At 33.7% G+C, this 19,441-nt stretch carries 17 protein-coding genes, 2 tRNA genes, 3 rRNA genes and 1 pseudogene; 19 read left to right on the plus strand and 4 right to left on the minus strand.

What is annotated here, in order from left to right; genetic code table 11:
• Positions 1 to 12 precede the first annotated feature (12 nt).
• The 4 genes and pseudogenes from FBE96_RS02020 to FBE96_RS02035 all read left to right on the plus strand — a co-directional run.
• Positions 13 to 741 carry a gluconate 2-dehydrogenase subunit 3 family protein gene (locus FBE96_RS02020; protein WP_002857555.1) on the plus strand — a complete coding sequence of 243 codons (729 nt, stop codon included), beginning with the start codon at positions 13 to 15 and terminating at the stop codon, positions 739 to 741.
• 1 nt (position 742) lies between these two features.
• On the plus strand, positions 743 to 2,464 hold the full coding sequence (locus FBE96_RS02025) for a GMC family oxidoreductase (RefSeq protein ID WP_032585977.1): 1,722 nt from the start codon (positions 743 to 745) through the stop codon (positions 2,462 to 2,464).
• A 170-nt stretch (positions 2,465 to 2,634) separates the two neighbouring features.
• Complete coding sequence (locus FBE96_RS02030; protein WP_052836726.1) at positions 2,635 to 3,312, plus strand: hypothetical protein; 678 nt, start codon at positions 2,635 to 2,637, stop codon at positions 3,310 to 3,312.
• A gap of 34 nt (positions 3,313 to 3,346) precedes the next feature.
• Positions 3,347 to 3,539, plus strand: a pseudogene (locus FBE96_RS02035) (hypothetical protein); the annotation flags it as partial.
• Positions 3,540 to 3,621: 82 nt separating this feature from the next.
• Here the strand turns inward: FBE96_RS02035 and FBE96_RS02040 are convergent.
• Positions 3,622 to 4,326, minus strand: a complete 705-nt coding sequence (locus FBE96_RS02040) for a putative metalloprotease CJM1_0395 family protein (protein WP_002859493.1) — start codon at positions 4,324 to 4,326, stop codon at positions 3,622 to 3,624.
• A gap of 107 nt (positions 4,327 to 4,433) precedes the next feature.
• Here FBE96_RS02040 and FBE96_RS02045 point away from each other — a divergent pair, with 107 nt between their 5' ends.
• Complete coding sequence (locus FBE96_RS02045; protein WP_002858673.1) at positions 4,434 to 4,796, plus strand: HIT family protein; 363 nt, start codon at positions 4,434 to 4,436, stop codon at positions 4,794 to 4,796.
• A 73-nt stretch (positions 4,797 to 4,869) separates the two neighbouring features.
• The gene (locus FBE96_RS02050; RefSeq protein ID WP_002855621.1) at positions 4,870 to 5,442 is read left to right on the plus strand and encodes a YceI family protein; all 573 of its coding nucleotides are present in this window, start codon (positions 4,870 to 4,872) and stop codon (positions 5,440 to 5,442) included.
• 4 nt (positions 5,443 to 5,446) lie between these two features.
• Here the strand turns inward: FBE96_RS02050 and FBE96_RS02055 are convergent, their stop codons facing one another.
• Positions 5,447 to 6,376, minus strand: coding sequence for a hypothetical protein (locus FBE96_RS02055; RefSeq protein ID WP_223209688.1), 930 nt, complete (start codon positions 6,374 to 6,376; stop codon positions 5,447 to 5,449).
• 88 nt (positions 6,377 to 6,464) lie between these two features.
• On the minus strand, positions 6,465 to 6,674 hold the full coding sequence (locus FBE96_RS02060) for a transcriptional regulator (protein ID WP_002858725.1): 210 nt from the start codon (positions 6,672 to 6,674) through the stop codon (positions 6,465 to 6,467).
• Positions 6,675 to 6,842: 168 nt separating this feature from the next.
• On the opposite strand from FBE96_RS02060, the gene FBE96_RS02065 reads away from it, so the two are divergent.
• The 6 genes from FBE96_RS02065 to FBE96_RS02090 all read left to right on the plus strand — a co-directional run bounded on the left by FBE96_RS02065 (position 6,843) and on the right by FBE96_RS02090 (position 10,630).
• A complete protein-coding gene (locus FBE96_RS02065; protein ID WP_002855619.1) occupies positions 6,843 to 7,070 on the plus strand; it encodes a superinfection immunity protein in 228 nt (75 codons plus the stop codon).
• Positions 7,071 to 7,078: 8 nt separating this feature from the next.
• The gene (locus FBE96_RS02070) at positions 7,079 to 7,711 is read left to right on the plus strand and encodes a toxin-antitoxin system YwqK family antitoxin (protein WP_002818736.1); all 633 of its coding nucleotides are present in this window, start codon (positions 7,079 to 7,081) and stop codon (positions 7,709 to 7,711) included.
• A 12-nt stretch (positions 7,712 to 7,723) separates the two neighbouring features.
• Positions 7,724 to 8,140: a hypothetical protein gene (locus FBE96_RS02075; RefSeq protein ID WP_002824822.1), complete on the plus strand. Its 417-nt coding sequence runs from the start codon at positions 7,724 to 7,726 to the stop codon at positions 8,138 to 8,140.
• Between the two features lie 129 nt (positions 8,141 to 8,269).
• A complete protein-coding gene (locus FBE96_RS02080; RefSeq protein WP_002858735.1) occupies positions 8,270 to 9,847 on the plus strand; it encodes an ABC-F family ATP-binding cassette domain-containing protein in 1,578 nt (525 codons plus the stop codon).
• Positions 9,837 to 10,172 carry a hypothetical protein gene (locus FBE96_RS02085; protein ID WP_002859498.1) on the plus strand — a complete coding sequence of 112 codons (336 nt, stop codon included), beginning with the start codon at positions 9,837 to 9,839 and terminating at the stop codon, positions 10,170 to 10,172. The genes FBE96_RS02080 and FBE96_RS02085 overlap by 11 nt, the downstream gene beginning before the upstream one ends.
• Before the next feature lie 74 nt (positions 10,173 to 10,246).
• Positions 10,247 to 10,630, plus strand: coding sequence for a hypothetical protein (locus FBE96_RS02090; protein ID WP_002858752.1), 384 nt, complete (start codon positions 10,247 to 10,249; stop codon positions 10,628 to 10,630).
• A gap of 43 nt (positions 10,631 to 10,673) precedes the next feature.
• Here FBE96_RS02090 and FBE96_RS02095 read toward each other — a convergent pair whose 3' ends face one another.
• A complete protein-coding gene (locus FBE96_RS02095; protein ID WP_002858665.1) occupies positions 10,674 to 11,258 on the minus strand; it encodes a YigZ family protein in 585 nt (194 codons plus the stop codon).
• 127 nt (positions 11,259 to 11,385) lie between these two features.
• Between FBE96_RS02095 and FBE96_RS02100 the strand changes: the two genes are divergently transcribed.
• The 7 genes from FBE96_RS02100 to rrf all read left to right on the plus strand — a co-directional run bounded on the left by FBE96_RS02100 (position 11,386) and on the right by rrf (position 19,395).
• Positions 11,386 to 12,612 carry a hypothetical protein gene (locus FBE96_RS02100; protein ID WP_002872086.1) on the plus strand — a complete coding sequence of 409 codons (1,227 nt, stop codon included), beginning with the start codon at positions 11,386 to 11,388 and terminating at the stop codon, positions 12,610 to 12,612.
• Positions 12,605 to 13,342 carry a hypothetical protein gene (locus FBE96_RS02105; protein ID WP_002868719.1) on the plus strand — a complete coding sequence of 246 codons (738 nt, stop codon included), beginning with the start codon at positions 12,605 to 12,607 and terminating at the stop codon, positions 13,340 to 13,342. Before FBE96_RS02100 ends, FBE96_RS02105 begins: the two co-directional genes overlap by 8 nt.
• A 464-nt stretch (positions 13,343 to 13,806) precedes the next feature.
• A 16S ribosomal RNA gene (locus FBE96_RS02110) occupies positions 13,807 to 15,319 on the plus strand.
• A 102-nt stretch (positions 15,320 to 15,421) separates the two neighbouring features.
• Positions 15,422 to 15,497: transfer RNA gene (locus FBE96_RS02115), tRNA-Ala, on the plus strand.
• 8 nt (positions 15,498 to 15,505) lie between these two features.
• Positions 15,506 to 15,582, plus strand: a tRNA-Ile gene (locus FBE96_RS02120).
• 535 nt (positions 15,583 to 16,117) lie between these two features.
• A 23S ribosomal RNA gene (locus tag FBE96_RS02125) occupies positions 16,118 to 19,024 on the plus strand.
• Positions 19,025 to 19,278: 254 nt separating this feature from the next.
• Positions 19,279 to 19,395: ribosomal RNA gene (gene rrf / locus FBE96_RS02130) — 5S ribosomal RNA — on the plus strand.
• Together the 16S, 23S and 5S rRNA genes with 2 tRNA genes alongside form the textbook arrangement of a ribosomal RNA operon.
• The last annotated feature ends 46 nt before the right edge of the window (positions 19,396 to 19,441 follow it).

Below are 19,441 nucleotides of genomic sequence, written 5' to 3' on the forward strand. Positions count from 1 at the left end.
CAAGGAGAAGTAATGCAAGACAATATTATTGATCGCAGAAGCTTTTTTAAACTAGGGCTTCTAGGTGGTTCTGTAGTAGCAGCTAGCACTATAGGTGGCGGTGCTGTTTTAAAGGCAGCAGAACTTACGCATTCGCATCAAGCTTCACAAGGAAAATCAAATAAAATTAGAGGTAGAATGTTTTTTCAAACTCAAACTGAATTTGATACCTTAAGTGCAGCCTGTGAAAGAATTTATCCTAAAGATGAGCAAGGAGAAGGAGCTATAGGTTTAGGCGTGCCTTATTTTATCGATAATCAGCTAGCTAGTGCTTATGGTTATAATGATAGAGAATATATGCAAGGGCCTTTCATGGAGGGCAAAGCCGAACAAGGCTATCAAACTCCTATGCAACGCAAAGATATTTTTTTAGAAGGCGTGCATGCTCTTGAAGAAAATGCTCAAAAGCGTTATAAAAAATCTTTTTCTTTGCTTAAAGGTGGAGATCAGGATAAAATTTTAAGCGATTTTGAAAAAGGAAAAATTCAAACTACAGGTTTTAAATCTTCTTATTTTTTCACACTTTTAAGAGATATGACAGTAGCTGGAGTTTTAGCTGATCCAATTTATGGCGGAAATGATAATAAAAATGGTTGGAGAATGATGCAATATCCAGGCGCACAAATGAGCTATGTGGATAAAATTGCAAGTGATGAATTTTTTAACATTGAACCTATGGGTTTAGCAGATATGGAGAGTTAAAATGGCTGAAGTATTAAAAAAAGTAGATATAGTAACAGTTGGAGCAGGATGGACTGGAGGTATAGTGGCTGCAGAGCTTACTAAAGCAGGTTTGAATGTACTTAGTTTAGAACGCGGACATATGCAAAGTACTGAAAATTTTAATTATATCCATGATGAGTGGAGATATGGGATTAATTATGGTTTGATGCAAGATTGCTCAAAAGACACTGTGACTTTTCGCCATGATCTTAGTGGTTTAGCCTTACCTTATCGTAAAATGGGTTCGTTTTTATTGGGTAATAATGTTGGCGGTGCAGGGGTGCATTGGAATGGTTGGACTTTTAGGTTTATGCCTTATGACTTTGAAATTCAAACCCTAAGCAAACAAAGATATGGTAATAAATTAGGTAATGATTATACCTTGCAAGATTGGGGCGTGACTTATAAGGATATGGAGCCTTATTATGATAGATTTGAAAAAACCTGTGGGGTATCAGGTGAACCAAATCCTTTAGCGGAAAAAATGGGAGCTTTTAGATCCAGTCCTTATCCACAAGAACCTCTTGAAAATACTAAAATGCTTAAACGATTTGAAAGTGCAGCAAAAAGTTCAAATTTACACACTTATCGTTTGCCAGCTTCAAATTCTAAAGGTGGCTATACAAACCCTGATGGTCAAGATTTAGCTCCTTGTCAATACTGTGCGTATTGTGAGCGTTTTGGTTGTGAGTATGGTGCAAAAGCAAGTCCTTTAAACACAGTAATTCCAAAGGCTATGAGCACAGGTAAATACACCATACGCACTTATAGTAATGTAACGCAAATTCTTAAAAAAGACGGAAAAGTAACGGGGGTAAAATTTGTCGATACTAGAACGATGAAAGAGTATATCCAGCCTGCTGATATAGTTGTACTTACAAGTTATATGTTTAACAATGCTAAGCTTTTAATGGTAAGCAACATAGGTGAGCAATACGATCCAAAAACAGGTAAAGGAACTTTAGGTAGAAATTATTGTTACCAAATGAATATGGGCACAACAGCTTTCTTTGATGAGCAATTTAACACCTTTATGGGTTCAGGTGCTTTAGGAACTACGAGTGATGATTTTAACGGAGATAATTTTGATCATTCTAAGGAAAAATTCCTTCATGGAGCTATGATTTATAGCGTTCAGCTTGGAACTCGCCCTATACAATCAGCCCCACTTCCAGCAGGAGCTCCAACTTGGGGTGCCGAATTTAAAAAAGCATTAAACTATAATTTCACAAGAGCTATTACCGTAGGAGGGCAAGGTGCTTCTTTGCCTCATAAGAATAATTATTTAAGTCTTGATCCAACTTATAAAGATGCTTTTGGTATGCCACTTTTACGCTTAACTTATAATTTCACTGATCAAGATAGAGCTTTGCATAAATTTATCACAGATAAAACAGCTGAGGTAGCAAAAAGAATGCAAGGAGTAAAATCAATCAAAAAAGGTGCTTATCTTAAGGATTATAGCGTTGTGCCTTATCAATCTACTCATAACACAGGTGGAACAACCATGGGCGCAGATAGAGAAACTAGTGTGGTTAATACTTATTTACAACACTGGGATGCGGATAATCTTTTTGTTGTAGGAGCAGGAAATTTCCAACATAATAGTGGATATAATCCAACTGATACTGTGGGAGCTTTGGCTTATCGCTGTGCTGAAGGTATTTTAAAATATCATAAAAGTGGAAAAAGCTTAGCTTGATAATAACTTGAGAGTTTTTGAAAACTCTCAAGATTATAAATTTTTAATTTTCTTCCGATATAGTATATAATATCAAGGAAGGCAAAAATGATTAATGGTATAAATTCTTATTCAAACTACAATTATACAAAAAGGCAAATGTAGTCTGCTCTTGGAGGGTGGTATGCAAGATGATTACTTTAAGTTCTTTTAATAGATATTTTGGAAATAATCCTCTGCAGACACTTACTAAAATTAAAGATGAAAGTATTGAAAATGGAAATCCTGAGCTTACAAAAGAAGCAAGAGAAAAACTTGGTAATAGTTTTATAAATATGTACAAGGATTATGTGAAACTAAGCGATAAAGTAGAATTGGTTGAAGGATCAATAGAAGATAAACTTAGGAAAAATGAATTTTCAGAATCTGAGGTTAAAAGCTTATTTAAATGGATAGATGAAAATACAAAATCACCCCATTGGATGGAAGTTGATGGGGTGAGTTATGATGAAGCTTATATTAAAGTTTTTCATACAAGTAAAAATATAGACGAATTTAAAACAAAATATCTTGAGCTTCAACAAAAATATTTAGTCGATTTTAGAAATATTAATTCATCGCAAAAAAATTCAGAAGAAAACAAAGAAGAAGCTTTTAAACCTATACAAGCAGAAAGTAAAAACAAAGAAACTTACAAAGATGATAGCACAAGAAACGAACTTGTAAAAAAACTGTTAGAAGGTAAATTTAGCACTAGTAAAGAATTAGAAATTCTTTTTGGTATGAAATTTAGTGATGATGATGCAGGAGAATTTAATAAAATCCTTTCTTTAAATTCTACACCAAAAAGTATAGATATAAAAGCTTGAAAATGCAAAAATTTAAATTATAAAAGGATAAAAAATGTTAAATATTTTACATGCAAATTCAAGCCATCGTTTTCCATAAATGTATACCCAAGGAAGTTCATCAAATATATGATACTTTAAAGCTTATGGAACAGCAAGAATATACAAAAAAATTAGAAGCCAAAAAAGAAGAGAAACAAAGTAATACTACAAATGTGGATAAAGCAGATAATAAAAAAGATAAATTTTTTAGATATATCTGTTTAATTTTAAAACAAAGCTTTATTTATAAGGAAGATTGGAGTAAATTTTTTATTTAAATTAAGAATTTTAAGATGCGATATTGAATTTAATGTCGTTATTTTGTGAGTTTTGTTGATAAGTTCTAGCAACAAAATTTTTAAAGTCTTTATCAAAATTTGAATTTTTATCGTTGTTTTTTGAATCTTTATCTGTTTTTTCTAAGCTATTTTCTGAATTTTTGTCATCTTTTTCTTTATTTTCTTCTTCTTTTTCTTTGGCTTCTTCGGCTTTAAGCTTCATTGCTTCAGCTCTTGCTTCAAATTCCATTTTTGCAGCATTTGCTGCAACTTTATAGTCTTGTGGGCTAGGATCAGCAGGAGCCATAGCTGCTGCTGCGATTTGTCTTGCATTGGCTATAGTTTCTTCTGGTGTGTTTCCTTTTTGCATGCTGATAGGAACTTCACCCGCTGTAGCATACATTTGATTATCAGGGCCTCTTGTATAAGTAAAACTTGCAGCACCTGCTAAGCCGCCGCCCGCTGCTTGATGCGCAGCTTCATGAGCCTTTACATTTCTATCGATACTTTGGAGTTCGCGAACTTGAGCTACTTCTTTTTGGCTTAGCTCTACGCCATTAACCATTTGGGTTTGTTCGCCATTTTTTTCTTTATCATCTTTATTTTCACTAAGATTTTTTTCATCTTTTTGAGTGGAATCAGATTGATTTGTTTTATCAAAAGAAGGTTTGCTAGAGTAGTAATCATAAGAGTTATAACTTGAACTAATTTGCATTTATCCTCCTTTTTGTTTTTTAAATTTTTAGGAATTTTAACGCATTTTGACTTAAAAATTTGATAAATTTTGTAAAATAATCATAAATACAATTTCAAAGGAATGTAATGATTTATGAAAATGATTTGATTTATATAGAGAAAGAGGAGGCTCAAGTGCCTTGGCTTAAAATTTTTACTAAAGAAATTTATAAAGAATTTAGCGATTGTCCTTTAGAGTTGCAAAAGGAACTTTTTGAAAAAATTTTATTTTGTGAAAAGGCTATGATAGAATTTTACAAACCTGAAAAAATCAATATCGCCTCTTTTGCAAATTATGTGCCAAGGGTGCATTTTCATGTTATGGCAAGATTTAAAGAAGATGCGTTTTTTCCAGAGTGTATGTGGGGAAAACAGCAAAGAGAAACAATAAAGCTTGATTTGCCTAAATTTGAAGAATTTGTAAAATTTTTAAATAGTAAAATTTTTTGATTTTTATTAATGATTTGTTATGTTTTATCTAATAAAATTTTTATATTGAAAATTACTATAAAAAAGGAAAAAAATGAAAAAAGTTTTATTGAGTTCATTGGTTGCGGTGTCTTTGTTAAGCACAGGTTTGTTTGCTAAAGAATATACTTTAGATAAAGCACATACAGATGTAGGTTTTAAAATCAAACATTTACAAATTAGCAATGTAAAAGGAAATTTCAAAGATTATTCTGCGGTGATTGATTTTGATCCTGCGAGTGCTGAATTTAAAAAGCTTGATGTAACTATAAAAATCGCATCTGTAAATACAGAAAATCAAACAAGAGATAATCACTTACAACAAGATGATTTTTTCAAAGCAAAAAAATATCCTGATATGACTTTTACAATGAAAAAATATGAAAAAATCGATAATGAAAAAGGCAAAATGACAGGAACTTTAACTATAGCTGGAGTTTCTAAAGATATCGTTTTAGATGCTGAAATCGGCGGTGTAGCTAAAGGCAAAGATGGAAAAGAAAAAATAGGATTTTCTTTAAATGGAAAAATCAAACGCTCTGATTTTAAATTTGCAACAAGTACTTCAACTATTACTTTAAGTGATGATATTAATTTAAATATCGAAGTTGAAGCGAACGAAAAATAATTTTTTAGTCTAAGAGTCTTGCTCTTAGACTTTGTAAATTTTTATCCAAATTTTCTTCACTTTCTTGCCAAATCAATTTAAAATCCGGTTTAAAATTTTCATTTTCTAAATTAAATTCCGTGTTTTTCAAGGTGGATTCTAAAAAAGCAAGATGATTTAAAGCTTGATTTTTATCATTAAAAATTAAAATAAAATCATTTTCTACGATAAAAATTTTTGCTCTAAAGCGTTTTAAAATTTTTGCAATTTGTTTTAAAATGAGTTTGGTATAGCTTTCTTTGGTATCTTTTAGTTCATTAAAATGAAGCAAGGCAATGATATAGTTGTTTTTTCCTTTTGTAAAGCGTGTAAGGCTTTTTTCATTGGGTAGCTTTGTTAAGGTGTCAAAAAAAGCTAACCTATAAGCGTGATTTAAAAGATAAAAACAAAAAACCAAACTTGCAAATTCAAAATATCTTATTCCTGCTCCTTCTTGGAATAAAAATTGAAAATACGCAGTAAAAAATGCGATAAGAAGATAATATTCTTTAGTTTTAAAGGTTTTGATAAAAATGAGTATTAAGCCGACTAAAAAAAATAAAAATCCTAATTCACTCACAGGTTTAAAAAAATCTAATGCAATAAAATGAAATTCTAAACCAGCACTATTAAAAGTAGTATTTCTAGGTAAAATGATACTTAAAATGCCTATAAAAATAAGGGTTGTAATTGAAGCGATATTTTTTTTATTTAAAATTAAAACATGATGTTTTCCAACGCAAAATAGAGTAAAAATCATAGGTAAAAATAAAGCTACAAATAAATTAGCTTGAAAAAAACTTGTATAAAAATAAGGCAACTTGGCTCCTAATAGCACTAAAGTTAAAAAGAAAATTTTTGAATTTTTAAAGTAAAAGGATAATACAAGTGCTGAAATTTCAAAAATAAAACTCAATGATATTAAAAAATCTAATAAAAACATTATCAAATCCTTGATTTTAATAAAAGTGATAATTGTATAGAAAAAAGCTTAAAAGCGGATTTTATTTAAATTTAGCAATTTCATCTTGTATGGTTTGTTCTATATGGAGTAATTCTTCATGAGTTTTTTTGCTATTATCTAAAAGTTCATCAAATTTAAAGCCAAGCATAACAATACGATATAAATTGGGTTTATATTTTCTCCAATTATATAAAGTGCTAACATCAATGTCTAGTTCATATGCCATATCACGCTTGCTCTTTTTTGTCATTTTTTACCTTAAAAATTTAGCCTTTAAAAAATTTTACATTAAAATTTCTTTATTAAAAACACTTGAAATATTCAATCTTTTATATAAAATATATTTAATATTTCAATATTAATTAAGTTATAGTATGGAATAATAGTTTTTATAAAATTTTTATTTAAGGAGAATTACATGGAAGGTGCAAGTGGCGGGTCTATTTTTGTAACAATATTATTGTTTGTATTATACATGTTGCCCGCTATTATTGGTTTGAGCAGAAAGCATTCTAATTGGCTGATAATTTCTTTGCTAAATTTGTTTTTTGGTTGGACTATTATTGTTTGGCTTGTTTGTTTAATATGGTCTTTTACGGGAAGTTTTAAGCAAACTATTATTATTAAAGAAAAAAATGAGAAATAGGAGAAAAAATGACAAAATTTTTAAGCATTTGTAGTTTAATTGCGATGTTGTTAAGTGGTTGTGGAAGTGATTTTCCTGGACAACCTAGCGATGTGGCTAGAGTTCAGCAAAACAAATATCCAAATGGAAATTTAAAAGAAGAAATTCCCTATAATAAAGATTCAAGAATACATGGGTTAAAAAGAGCTTTTTATGACAATGGTCAGCTAAGAGCTGAAGAAAATTATAAAAATGGAAAAAAAGATGGAATTAGCAGGGAATATTCTAGAAATGGGCAATTACTTGAGGAGGTGCATTTTAAAGATAATCGCGGATATGGTGATTTTGCAAGCTATTATGAGAATGGAAATATGAGAGCAAAGGGAAAACTACTTGGCTATAATGAAGATGGTATGCCAGAATTTGAAGGTAATTACAAGGAATATTATGAAAATGGAACTTTAATGTGTGATTATAATTTTGATAATAAAGGTAAATTTGATGGAGTACAAAAGCGTTATGATGAAAATGGCGCCTTAGAAGACGAAGAAAATTATAAAAATGGACTTAAAAATGGAGTCTTTAGAGAATATAAAAAAGGGGAGATTGTAAGAGAAGAAGAATATAAAAATGGTATTTTAGTAGCAAAACCTAAAAATTAGAGGAGTTTAGATATGTTTAAAAAAGTAATTTTATTTTTCTTAATGGGGTTTGCCTTGCTTCAGGCCAACTCATTAGACAAATGTGATAATACGGCAGTTGTTTCAAATCTTAAAGAAAAAATTCCTAGTGAAATTTTTAAAAATCTTTATGAATTATCCGGACTTAAAGCCCAAGGGATTGATTATGAAGATTATGCAAAAGGCCTCAAGGAAATAGCCAAGCATGATGGAATGGTAAATTACACTGATATGATCGAAATTAATTCCATTTCAAATTTTGATCTTAATTTTGATTCTTGTATGGCTACGATTAATGCTGCATTAAAAGGGGAACAGAGAAAAGGTCTTTGGAGTGTTGTTTATAAGGTTTCTAACATAAATCAAGTGAAAATTACAGATATAACTTATATCAATGGAGATTTCCAATAATATTTTTATTAAAGTAAGTCAATAGAATTAATTTCATGACTTACTAATATTTTATACTCAATTAATTTCAAGTCTTTTTTTGATACAATTTCTTAAAAATTTTTATAAGTAAAAAATTTAAGGAAAATCATGGTTGAAGTAAAAAATCTTACTATGCGTTTTGCAAATCAGCTTTTATTTGAAAATGTTAATTTAAAACTTGTTCGAGGACAAAGATACGGACTTATCGGTGCTAATGGTGCGGGAAAATCGACTTTTTTGAAAATTCTTTCAGGAGAAATTGAGTCAAGTAGTGGTGAAATAGTATTTGATGAAGGCTTGAAAATCGCAGTTTTAGGACAGGATCAATTTGCTTTTGAAAACTACACCATCAAAGATGCAGTGATGTGTGCAAATAAGCGTTTATATGAGGCCTTAAAAGAAAAAGAAAAGCTTTATATGAGCGAGGAATTTACTGATGAGATCAATGAGCGTTTAGGTGAGCTTGAGATAATAACGGCTGAAGAAGATCCAAATTATGATTGTGAAACACGTTGTGAAAAAATTTTAAGTTCTTTAAAGATTAAAGATTTCGATGCTTTAATGAGCACCTTACAAAGTGCGGATAAATTTAAAGTTTTGTTAGCTCAAGTTTTGTTTTTAGGTGCCGATGCGCTTTTTTTAGATGAGCCTACAAATAACCTTGATTTAGAGGCGATTTCTTGGCTTGAAAATGAACTTTTAAGACATGAAGGAACTTTGGTTGTCATCTCTCATGATAGGCATTTTTTAAATAAAATTTGCACAAGGATTTTGGATGTGGATTTTAAACAAATTCGTGATTTTGCGGGAAATTATGATGATTGGTATATGGCTTCAACGCTTTTGGCAAAACAAGCTGAGCTTAAACGCGATAAAACCTTAAAAGAAAGAGAAGAATTAGAAAATTTCATTCGCCGTTTTAGTGCAAATGCTTCTAAAGCAAAACAAGCCACAAGCCGTGCTAAGGCGCTTGAAAAACTAGAGCTTGAAGAGATTAAAATTTCAAGCCGTAGAGATCCTAGTATAGTATTTAGAACTAATCGTGAAATAGGTAATGAAGTTTTAGAAATTAAAGGTATAGGCAAGGCTTATGATAAACAATTGTTTTCAAATTTGGAGCTAAAAATAGAAAAAAATGATAAAATCGCTTTGATTGGGGCAAATGGTGTGGGCAAAAGTACTTTGGCAAAAATCATCGCCCATGCTATAAGTCCAGATAGTGGATCTATACATCTTGGGGCAACTATAGAGCTTGGATATTTTCCTCAAGATACAAGTAATTTAATTTGTGAAAATTTGAAACTTTATGAATGGTTGATGAGTGAAAAATTTAAAGATCTAGATGAAATCCGTAAGTGTTTAGGTAGAATGCTTTTTAGTGGCAGTGATCAAGAAAAGATGGCAGCAAGTTTAAGTGGGGGTGAAAAACACCGTTTAATGCTTTCTCGTTTAATGCTAGAGCGTCCAAATTTCTTGCTTTTAGATGAGCCTGATAACCATTTAGATCTTGAAAGTATTATTGCACTAGGTGAAGCTTTGTATAATTTCAAAGGTGTAGTGCTTTGTATCAGCCACGATAGGGAGTTAGTTTCTGCTTTTGCTAATAGAATTTGGCATTTAGAAAATGGTAAGCTTACGGATTTTCGTGGAACTTATCAAGAATTTTTAGGAGAAAATGATGGCTAAATTTAGAATTCAATACAGCGCAGGTTTTGGGCACTATACGCAAAATCACAAGGGTTTTGGACCTACGATTTATATAGAAGAGGTCGTAGAGTTTGATAATGGCAAGGATTATTTTGACTATATAGATTTTTATAAAACTTATTCAAAGAGCGATGATACTTATTTTCATATCAGTTTTTTAGAAGATAGACCTCTAAGCGATAAAGAAATCACCATTCGCAATGAATACCGCAAAATGCGTGATGAAAACTGTAAAAAAGCCAAGGAGGAATTTATAGCCAACAATGAGCTTGATGTGGAGCATTTGCCTACTCACCATGATTAAAAAACATTAATTTTTACATAAAAAGGAACGCTTTTTGCTTGTATAGTTTTTGCATATTTTGAAAGGAGAAAACTATGCAGGTAAATTATAGAACGATTAGCTCGTATGAATACGATGCTATTAGTGGTCAGTATAAACAGGTGGATAAACAGATTGAAGATTATTCTTCATCTGGAGATTCTGATTTTATGGATATGTTAAATAAGGCGGATGAGAAGTCAAGCGGAGATGCTTTAAATTCTAGCAGTAGTTTTCAAAGCAATGCGCAAAACTCAAATTCAAATTTAAGTAATTATGCTCAAATGTCAAATGTTTACGCTTATCGTTTTAGACAAAATGAAGGCGAGCTGTCTATGAGAGCTCAAAGTGCTAGCGTTCATAATGATCTTACACAACAAGGTGCAAATGAACAAAGTAAGAATAATACTTTGTTAAATGATTTATTGAACGCAATTTAATCAAAAGCTCCATTTTGGAGCTTTTATATTTACTTGCAAGAATTTATAATTTCTCTATTTCAAAAGGTGCAAAATTTTTACAAAAAATTTCAAATTCTTGCTCCTCTTTTTCATTTAATTTGATATGTAATATAGCTTTGCAATCCTTAAAATCTTTTGTGAAATTAAAAGAATAAGTTTTTAAAAAATGTTCAAAACGATTTAAATTTTTTAAATCAATAGCAATGGTTGTATTTTTTTTCAATTCGAATGAAAGTAAAGAAGAATTATTTATCACAGCATTTGCTGCATCGCTATAAGCTCTTACAAGTCCCCCTGTACCAAGTTTTATACCGCCAAAATATCTTACAGTGATTAAAGCCGCATTGATAAGATCATAGCCCCTTAGAACATTTAAAGTTGGCATTCCAGAAGTTCCTTTAGGCTCTCCATCATCACTTTTATCTTCTACAATTTGATTGAAATCATTTAAAACACGATAAGCATAGACAAAATGAACGGCTTTTGGATGTTCTTTTTTTAGTGTTTCTATTAAAAATTTAAAATCTTTAAAAGGGCAAAGAAAAGATAAGAAAGTAGATTTTTTAATATCGATTTGTGTTTGAAAAATTTGATCAATAGTTTGCATTTTTGCCTTCTTTTATTTAAAATTATACTTATAAAAACTAAAATCAATTTGATGTTAATTTTTAAGATATTTGATATTTGTATGATTTGCATTGATATTTTAAGTTTAATTTTGTAAAATTTTCATTATGGAAAAAATCAAAAATTATAAACTTATCATCATTTTACTTAGTCTTGATTTGTTGGCTTTGCTTTATGGAACTTCAACACTGAGTATTAGTGCTGATGAAGCTGATATTTATTTTGGTGAGCAGGGTAAATCACTTATTTTTTCTCATAGTTTGCTTTATTATATATCTCATTTTGGAACTTTTATTTTTGGGCAAAATGATTTTGGTTTAAGGCTTCCTTTTTTATTTTTTCATTTTTTAAGTTGTTTGCTTTTGTATTTGCTAGCTTTAAAATATACTAAAACTAAAATTGATGCTTTTTTTTCTTTATTGTTATTTGTTTTATTGCCGGGTACTGTTGCAAGTGCTTTACTGGTTAATGCCGCATCTTTGGTGATTTTTTTAACCCTTGCTATATTATGTGCTTGCGAATATGAAAAAAAATGGCTTTTTTATATATTATTGATTATAGTATTATTTGTTGATAAATCTTTTAATATTTTATTTTTAACTTTTTTCTTTTTTGGGATTTATAAAAGAAATGCTATTTTATTTACCTTATCTCTTGTTTTGTTTGGAGCGAGTATCAGTTTTTATGGTTTTGATACAGGTGGTCGTCCAAGAGGTTATTTTTTAGATACCTTAGGAATTTTTGCTGCATGTTTTTCTCCTTTGGTTTTTGTGTATTTTTTTTATACTATTTATCGTTTGACTTTTCAAAAATATAAAAATTTATTATGGTTTTTAATGAGCGTAACATTTGTATTTTGTTTGTTGCTTTCTTTAAGACAAAAACTTTTTTTAGATGATTTTTTGCCTTTTTGTGTTATTTGCACTCCTTTGCTTATAAAAACTTTAATGCAAAGTTATAGGGTGAGATTACCAGTTTTTCGATTAAGGTATAAAATCTTTATAGAATGTTCTATAATTTTTTTGATATTTTGTTACTTTTTAATCGTCGCTAATCAATTATTGTATTATTTTATAAACAATCCAAATCGTCATTTTGCCAATAATTATCATTTTGCTAAAGAATTGGCACTAGAATTAAAAAAACAAGATGTTTTAGAGCTTGCAACAGCCCCAAGTTTGCAAAAAAGATTGCGATTTTATGGAATAAAAAATAGCAATAAGTTTTATTTAAAAGCTTTAAAACAAGCCGATAAGCATGATATGGACAAAAAAATTGTTAAAGTAAAACTTGGAAAATATGAAAAAGTATATCAGATTTTAAACTATGATTAAAGCTTTCAGTTTGTTGGAATTTGTGTTTATAATTCTCATTTTAGGTATAGTTTTTAATTTAGGCAGTCTTTACTTAAAAAAAGACAATCTACTAGAAGGTGCGATACAAATTCTTAATGATATCCAATATACCCAAAGTTTAGCCATGATGCAAGAAGGTATAAGAGTTGATGAGTTGACTATTGCAAAAAGAGAGTGGTTTAAAAGTAAATGGCAGATTTATTTTATAAAATCAGCTGCCACAGGTTATGATCAAACATATACTATTTTCTTGGATAAAAATGGCGATGGAAATGCTAATTTAGGTAAAACTGAAATCAATATAGATAGAGAAATTGCTGTTGATGTAATCAATCATAACAAATTAATGAATTCAGGTCAAAGTGGAGTTATTAGTAAAGATGATGAAAAAACTACACAAAGATTTAATCTTACAAAAAGATTCGGAATAGAAAAGGTTGAATTCAAAGGATCTTGTTCAGGATTTACTAGATTAGTATTTGATGAAATGGGCAGAGTGTATTCTCCGTTAAAAAATGCCAATTATGCCTATGAAAAAACTTTAGCAAAGAATAATTCAGATTGCATTATACGTTTGTTATCAAAAAAGCATGCTCTTTGTATCGTTATAGATACGCTTAGCGGTTATGTTTATATTCCAGATTTTAAAACACTTAAAAGTCAATTTGTTAATATAAAAAATAAAAATTACGAGTGCTCTAAAATATAGCCCCCATTATACTTATATAAATACTTACACAAATATTTATACTATTTAATCCTTTGTTTAATACACTTTTAAGTTTAATTGGTTATACTTTCATTTCCTTTTTTGAAAAAAGGACTTAAAATCTTTTAAATTATAAAGTTTCACTAGCTTAGTAGATTTTATAAATTAACTCTTTTGGTTTTTGTCTTATAAACTAAAAGCTTTTTTATAAATCTTGTTTTTTAATTTAAAAACTTTTCTTTTAAAAATGATTTTTTGTTTTGTTCTTTTAAATTAGTATTGTTATTCAAATCTTATTAGTCAATCTTTGAAATCTAAATAAGTGATCGATTGAGCCAGAACAGATTTAGGTATAAGCAATTATGTAAAATCTATTCAATCTAATAATTAAAAAGATTAAAAACTTTTCTTTTAATCTTTCATAACTTTTTCTTTGAAGAAAAAGATTAAACTATCTATAATTTTTTATGGAGAGTTTGATCCTGGCTCAGAGTGAACGCTGGCGGCGTGCCTAATACATGCAAGTCGAACGATGAAGCTTCTAGCTTGCTAGAAGTGGATTAGTGGCGCACGGGTGAGTAAGGTATAGTTAATCTGCCCTACACAAGAGGACAACAGTTGGAAACGACTGCTAATACTCTATACTCCTGCTTAACACAAGTTGAGTAGGGAAAGTTTTTCGGTGTAGGATGAGACTATATAGTATCAGCTAGTTGGTAAGGTAATGGCTTACCAAGGCTATGACGCTTAACTGGTCTGAGAGGATGATCAGTCACACTGGAACTGAGACACGGTCCAGACTCCTACGGGAGGCAGCAGTAGGGAATATTGCGCAATGGGGGAAACCCTGACGCAGCAACGCCGCGTGGAGGATGACACTTTTCGGAGCGTAAACTCCTTTTCTTAGGGAAGAATTCTGACGGTACCTAAGGAATAAGCACCGGCTAACTCCGTGCCAGCAGCCGCGGTAATACGGAGGGTGCAAGCGTTACTCGGAATCACTGGGCGTAAAGGGCGCGTAGGCGGATTATCAAGTCTCTTGTGAAATCTAATGGCTTAACCATTAAACTGCTTGGGAAACTGATAGTCTAGAGTGAGGGAGAGGCAGATGGAATTGGTGGTGTAGGGGTAAAATCCGTAGATATCACCAAGAATACCCATTGCGAAGGCGATCTGCTGGAACTCAACTGACGCTAAGGCGCGAAAGCGTGGGGAGCAAACAGGATTAGATACCCTGGTAGTCCACGCCCTAAACGATGTACACTAGTTGTTGGGGTGCTAGTCATCTCAGTAATGCAGCTAACGCATTAAGTGTACCGCCTGGGGAGTACGGTCGCAAGATTAAAACTCAAAGGAATAGACGGGGACCCGCACAAGCGGTGGAGCATGTGGTTTAATTCGAAGATACGCGAAGAACCTTACCTGGGCTTGATATCCTAAGAACCTTTTAGAGATAAGAGGGTGCTAGCTTGCTAGAACTTAGAGACAGGTGCTGCACGGCTGTCGTCAGCTCGTGTCGTGAGATGTTGGGTTAAGTCCCGCAACGAGCGCAACCCACGTATTTAGTTGCTAACGGTTCGGCCGAGCACTCTAAATAGACTGCCTTCGTAAGGAGGAGGAAGGTGTGGACGACGTCAAGTCATCATGGCCCTTATGCCCAGGGCGACACACGTGCTACAATGGCATATACAATGAGACGCAATACCGCGAGGTGGAGCAAATCTATAAAATATGTCCCAGTTCGGATTGTTCTCTGCAACTCGAGAGCATGAAGCCGGAATCGCTAGTAATCGTAGATCAGCCATGCTACGGTGAATACGTTCCCGGGTCTTGTACTCACCGCCCGTCACACCATGGGAGTTGATTTCACTCGAAGCCGGAATACTAAACTAGTTACCGTCCACAGTGGAATCAGCGACTGGGGTGAAGTCGTAACAAGGTAACCGTAGGAGAACCTGCGGTTGGATCACCTCCTTTCTAGAGTACAAAGTAATAAGTCTCACAACTATTACTTCAATATATAAACTCAATTGATTCTTGTTTAGATTTCAAAGATTGATGATAAAGCTAATTGTTTATGGGGAATTAGCTCAGCTGGGAGAGCGCCTGCTTTGCACGCAGGAGGTCAGCGGTTCGATCCCGCTATTCTCCACCATTTATTAAGGGCCTATAGCTCAGCTGGTTAGAGTGCACCCCTGATAAGGGTGAGGTCACAAGTTCAAGTCTTGTTAGGCCCACCATAAAAAAGATTTGAATAAAGAAGCTTTAAAATCTAAAGCAAGTATATAAAATAGATTAAATATAAAATATAAACTCTATACTTAGATTTATTTTTTATCTTTAACTATAAAAGAATATACTTTAATAGATATAAGTAGCATATACATTATGCATTTATATTTATAATGATTATGTTAATATATATACTTCCTTTAGGTTTTAAACCTAAATGTTCTTTTTAATTATCATTGTTAAGAGTCACAAGCAAGTTTTAATAAAAACAATTTTACAGGACTTGTTAAAGGATAAAACCTATTTATCTTTTCTTTAGTTTAACTTAACTTTTAGCTGTCTTTATTTCTATGAATAAAGAGAATATTGGATTTAAGGATTATAAATTAAAGACAAGTTTCAAACTCACAGCTTAGTTGAGACTAAATCATTTAGTTTTATATTAAGTGTTTGAATGCTTTCCGTCTTAAGATAAAGAAGTCTTATCATAAAAACTTTAACAAGGAAGTGATGCGTTTTAGAATCAATAATAAAAGGTAAAAAAGGTAAGCTACTAAGAGCGAATGGTGGATGCCTTGACTGGTAAAGGCGATGAAGGACGTACTAGACTGCGATAAGCTACGGGGAGCTGTCAAGAAGCTTTGATCCGTAGATTTCCGAATGGGGCAACCCAATGTATAGAGATATGCATTACCTATATAGGAGCGAACGAGGGGAATTGAAACATCTTAGTACCCTCAGGAAAAGAAATCAATAGAGATTGCGTCAGTAGCGGCGAGCGAAAGCGCAAGAGGGCAAACCCAGTGCTTGCACTGGGGGTTGTAGGACTGCAATGTGCAAGAGGTAAGTTTAGCAGAACATTCTGGAAAGTATAACCATAGAGGGTGATAGTCCCGTATGCGAAAAACAAACCTTAGCTAGCAGTATCCTGAGTAGGGCGGGACACGAGGAATCCTGTCTGAATCCGGGTCGACCACGATCCAACCCTAAATACTAATACCAGATCGATAGTGCACAAGTACCGTGAGGGAAAGGTGAAAAGAACTGAGGTGATCAGAGTGAAATAGAACCTGAAACCATTTGCTTACAATCATTCAGAGCCCTATGTAGCAATACAGGGTGATGGACTGCCTTTTGCATAATGAGCCTGCGAGTTGTGGTGTCTGGCAAGGTTAAGCAAACGCGAAGCCGTAGCGAAAGCGAGTCTGAATAGGGCGCTTAGTCAGATGCTGCAGACCCGAAACGAAGTGATCTATCCATGAGCAAGTTGAAGCTAGTGTAAGAACTAGTGGAGGACTGAACCCATAGGCGTTGAAAAGCCCCGGGATGACTTGTGGATAGGGGTGAAAGGCCAATCAAACTTCGTGATAGCTGGTTCTCTCCGAAATATATTTAGGTATAGCGTTGTGTCGTAATATAAGGGGGTAGAGCACTGAATGGGCTAGGGCATACACCAATGTACCAAACCCTATCAAACTCCGAATACCTTATATGTAATCACAGCAGTCAGGCGGCGAGTGATAAAATCCGTCGTCAAGAGGGAAACAACCCAGACTACCAGCTAAGGTCCCTAAATCTTACTTAAGTGGAAAACGATGTGAAGTTACTTAAACAACCAGGAGGTTGGCTTAGAAGCAGCCATCCTTTAAAGAAAGCGTAATAGCTCACTGGTCTAGTGATTTTGCGCGGAAAATATAACGGGGCTAAAGTAAGTACCGAAGCTGTAGACTTAGTTTACTAAGTGGTAGGAGAGCGTTCTATTTGCGTCGAAGGTATACCGGTAAGGAGTGCTGGAGCGAATAGAAGTGAGCATGCAGGCATGAGTAGCGATAATTAATGTGAGAATCATTAACGCCGTAAACCCAAGGTTTCCTACGCGATGCTCGTCATCGTAGGGTTAGTCGGGTCCTAAGTCGAGTCCGAAAGGGGTAGACGATGGCAAATTGGTTAATATTCCAATACCAACATTAGTGTGCGATGGAAGGACGCTTAGGGCTAAGGGGGCTAGCGGATGGAAGTGCTAGTCTAAGGTCGTAGGAGGTTATACAGGCAAATCCGTATAACAATACTCCGAGAACTGAAAGGCTTTTTGAAGTCTTCGGATGGATAGAAGAACCCCTGATGCCGTCGAGCCAAGAAAAGTTTCTAAGTTTAGCTAATGTTGCCCGTACCGTAAACCGACACAGGTGGGTGGGATGAGTATTCTAAGGCGCGTGGAAGAACTCTCTTTAAGGAACTCTGCAAAATAGCACCGTATCTTCGGTATAAGGTGTGGTTAGCTTTGTATTAGGATTTACTCCGAAAGCAAGGAAACTTACAACAAAGAGTCCCTCCCGACTGTTTACCAAAAACACAGCACTCTGCTAACTCGTAAGAGGATGTATAGGGTGTGACGCCTGCCCGGTGCTCGAAGGTTAATTGATGGGGTTAGCATTAGCGAAGCTCTTGATCGAAGCCCGAGTAAACGGCGGCCGTAACTATAACGGTCCTAAGGTAGCGAAATTCCTTGTCGGTTAAATACCGACCTGCATGAATGGCGTAACGAGATGGGAGCTGTCTCAAAGAGGGATCCAGTGAAATTGTAGTGGAGGTGAAAATTCCTCCTACCCGCGGCAAGACGGAAAGACCCCGTGGACCTTTACTACAGCTTGACACTGCTACTTGGATAAGAATGTGCAGGATAGGTGGGAGGCTTTGAGTATATGACGCCAGTTGTATATGAGCCATTGTTGAGATACCACTCTTTCTTATTTGGGTAGCTAACCAGCTTGAGTTATCCTCAAGTGGGACAATGTCTGGTGGGTAGTTTGACTGGGGCGGTCGCCTCCCAAATAATAACGGAGGCTTACAAAGGTTGGCTCAGAACGGTTGGAAATCGTTCGTAGAGTATAAAGGTATAAGCCAGCTTAACTGCAAGACATACAAGTCAAGCAGAGACGAAAGTCGGTCTTAGTGATCCGGTGGTTCTGTGTGGAAGGGCCATCGCTCAAAGGATAAAAGGTACCCCGGGGATAACAGGCTGATCTCCCCCAAGAGCTCACATCGACGGGGAGGTTTGGCACCTCGATGTCGGCTCATCGCATCCTGGGGCTGGAGCAGGTCCCAAGGGTATGGCTGTTCGCCATTTAAAGCGGTACGCGAGCTGGGTTCAGAACGTCGTGAGACAGTTCGGTCCCTATCTGCCGTGGGCGTAAGAAGATTGAAGAGATTTGACCCTAGTACGAGAGGACCGGGTTGAACAAACCACTGGTGTAGCTGTTGTTCTGCCAAGAGCATCGCAGCGTAGCTAAGTTTGGAAAGGATAAACGCTGAAAGCATCTAAGCGTGAAGCCAACTCTAAGATGAATCTTCTCTAAGCTCTCTAGAAGACTACTAGTTTGATAGGCTGGGTGTGTAATGGATGAAAGTCCTTTAGCTGACCAGTACTAATAGAGCGTTTGGCTTATCTTTAATAAAGCATCACTTCCTTGTTAAGGTTTTTAGAAGACTTTGAATATAGATAATATTTAGAGTTTAATAGAAATCTTTCAAGTAGAGTTTGTATTAGAACTTGCTCTTAACATTGTTTTTTAAGTATTCTATATAAAAACTTATCAAAGATAAAAGATAAGAAAAGAAGAAAGAGAATAAAGAAAAAAGTAAAGGAATAAAAGATTAAGTTTTATTCTTAAATTCAATCTTTCAAAGAATATTTAAATAACAATGTCCGTGATTATACAGATGTGGAAACGCCTTGCTCCATCCCGAACCAAGAAGCTAAGCACATCGTGGGTGATGATACTACGCCTTACTGGCAGGGGGAAAGTAGCTCATTGCGGACTTGTTAAATGTCTTCATTACTTACTTTATATATAAATCCTATGTTTA

Source organism: Campylobacter sp. CFSAN093241 (genome assembly GCF_012889595.1).
GTDB classification, from domain to species: Bacteria; Campylobacterota; Campylobacteria; order Campylobacterales; family Campylobacteraceae; genus Campylobacter_D; species Campylobacter_D jejuni.

Excerpts from the sequence above, each read along its gene's own strand:
- FBE96_RS02020 (WP_002857555.1), top strand. The coding sequence starts at position 13 with ATGCAAGACAATATTATTGATCGCAGAAGCTTTTTTAAACTAGGGCTT.
- FBE96_RS02025 (WP_032585977.1), top strand. The coding sequence starts at position 743 with ATGGCTGAAGTATTAAAAAAAGTAGATATAGTAACAGTTGGAGCAGGA.
- FBE96_RS02030 (WP_052836726.1), top strand. The coding sequence starts at position 2,635 with ATGATTACTTTAAGTTCTTTTAATAGATATTTTGGAAATAATCCTCTG.
- FBE96_RS02040 (WP_002859493.1), bottom strand. The coding sequence starts at position 4,326 with ATGCAAATTAGTTCAAGTTATAACTCTTATGATTACTACTCTAGCAAA.
- FBE96_RS02045 (WP_002858673.1), top strand. The coding sequence starts at position 4,434 with ATGATTTATGAAAATGATTTGATTTATATAGAGAAAGAGGAGGCTCAA.
- FBE96_RS02050 (WP_002855621.1), top strand. The coding sequence starts at position 4,870 with ATGAAAAAAGTTTTATTGAGTTCATTGGTTGCGGTGTCTTTGTTAAGC.
- FBE96_RS02060 (WP_002858725.1), bottom strand. The coding sequence starts at position 6,674 with ATGACAAAAAAGAGCAAGCGTGATATGGCATATGAACTAGACATTGAT.
- FBE96_RS02065 (WP_002855619.1), top strand. The coding sequence starts at position 6,843 with ATGGAAGGTGCAAGTGGCGGGTCTATTTTTGTAACAATATTATTGTTT.
- FBE96_RS02070 (WP_002818736.1), top strand. The coding sequence starts at position 7,079 with ATGACAAAATTTTTAAGCATTTGTAGTTTAATTGCGATGTTGTTAAGT.
- FBE96_RS02075 (WP_002824822.1), top strand. The coding sequence starts at position 7,724 with ATGTTTAAAAAAGTAATTTTATTTTTCTTAATGGGGTTTGCCTTGCTT.
- FBE96_RS02080 (WP_002858735.1), top strand. The coding sequence starts at position 8,270 with ATGGTTGAAGTAAAAAATCTTACTATGCGTTTTGCAAATCAGCTTTTA.
- FBE96_RS02085 (WP_002859498.1), top strand. The coding sequence starts at position 9,837 with ATGATGGCTAAATTTAGAATTCAATACAGCGCAGGTTTTGGGCACTAT.
- FBE96_RS02090 (WP_002858752.1), top strand. The coding sequence starts at position 10,247 with ATGCAGGTAAATTATAGAACGATTAGCTCGTATGAATACGATGCTATT.
- FBE96_RS02095 (WP_002858665.1), bottom strand. The coding sequence starts at position 11,258 with ATGCAAACTATTGATCAAATTTTTCAAACACAAATCGATATTAAAAAA.
- FBE96_RS02100 (WP_002872086.1), top strand. The coding sequence starts at position 11,386 with ATGGAAAAAATCAAAAATTATAAACTTATCATCATTTTACTTAGTCTT.
- FBE96_RS02105 (WP_002868719.1), top strand. The coding sequence starts at position 12,605 with ATGATTAAAGCTTTCAGTTTGTTGGAATTTGTGTTTATAATTCTCATT.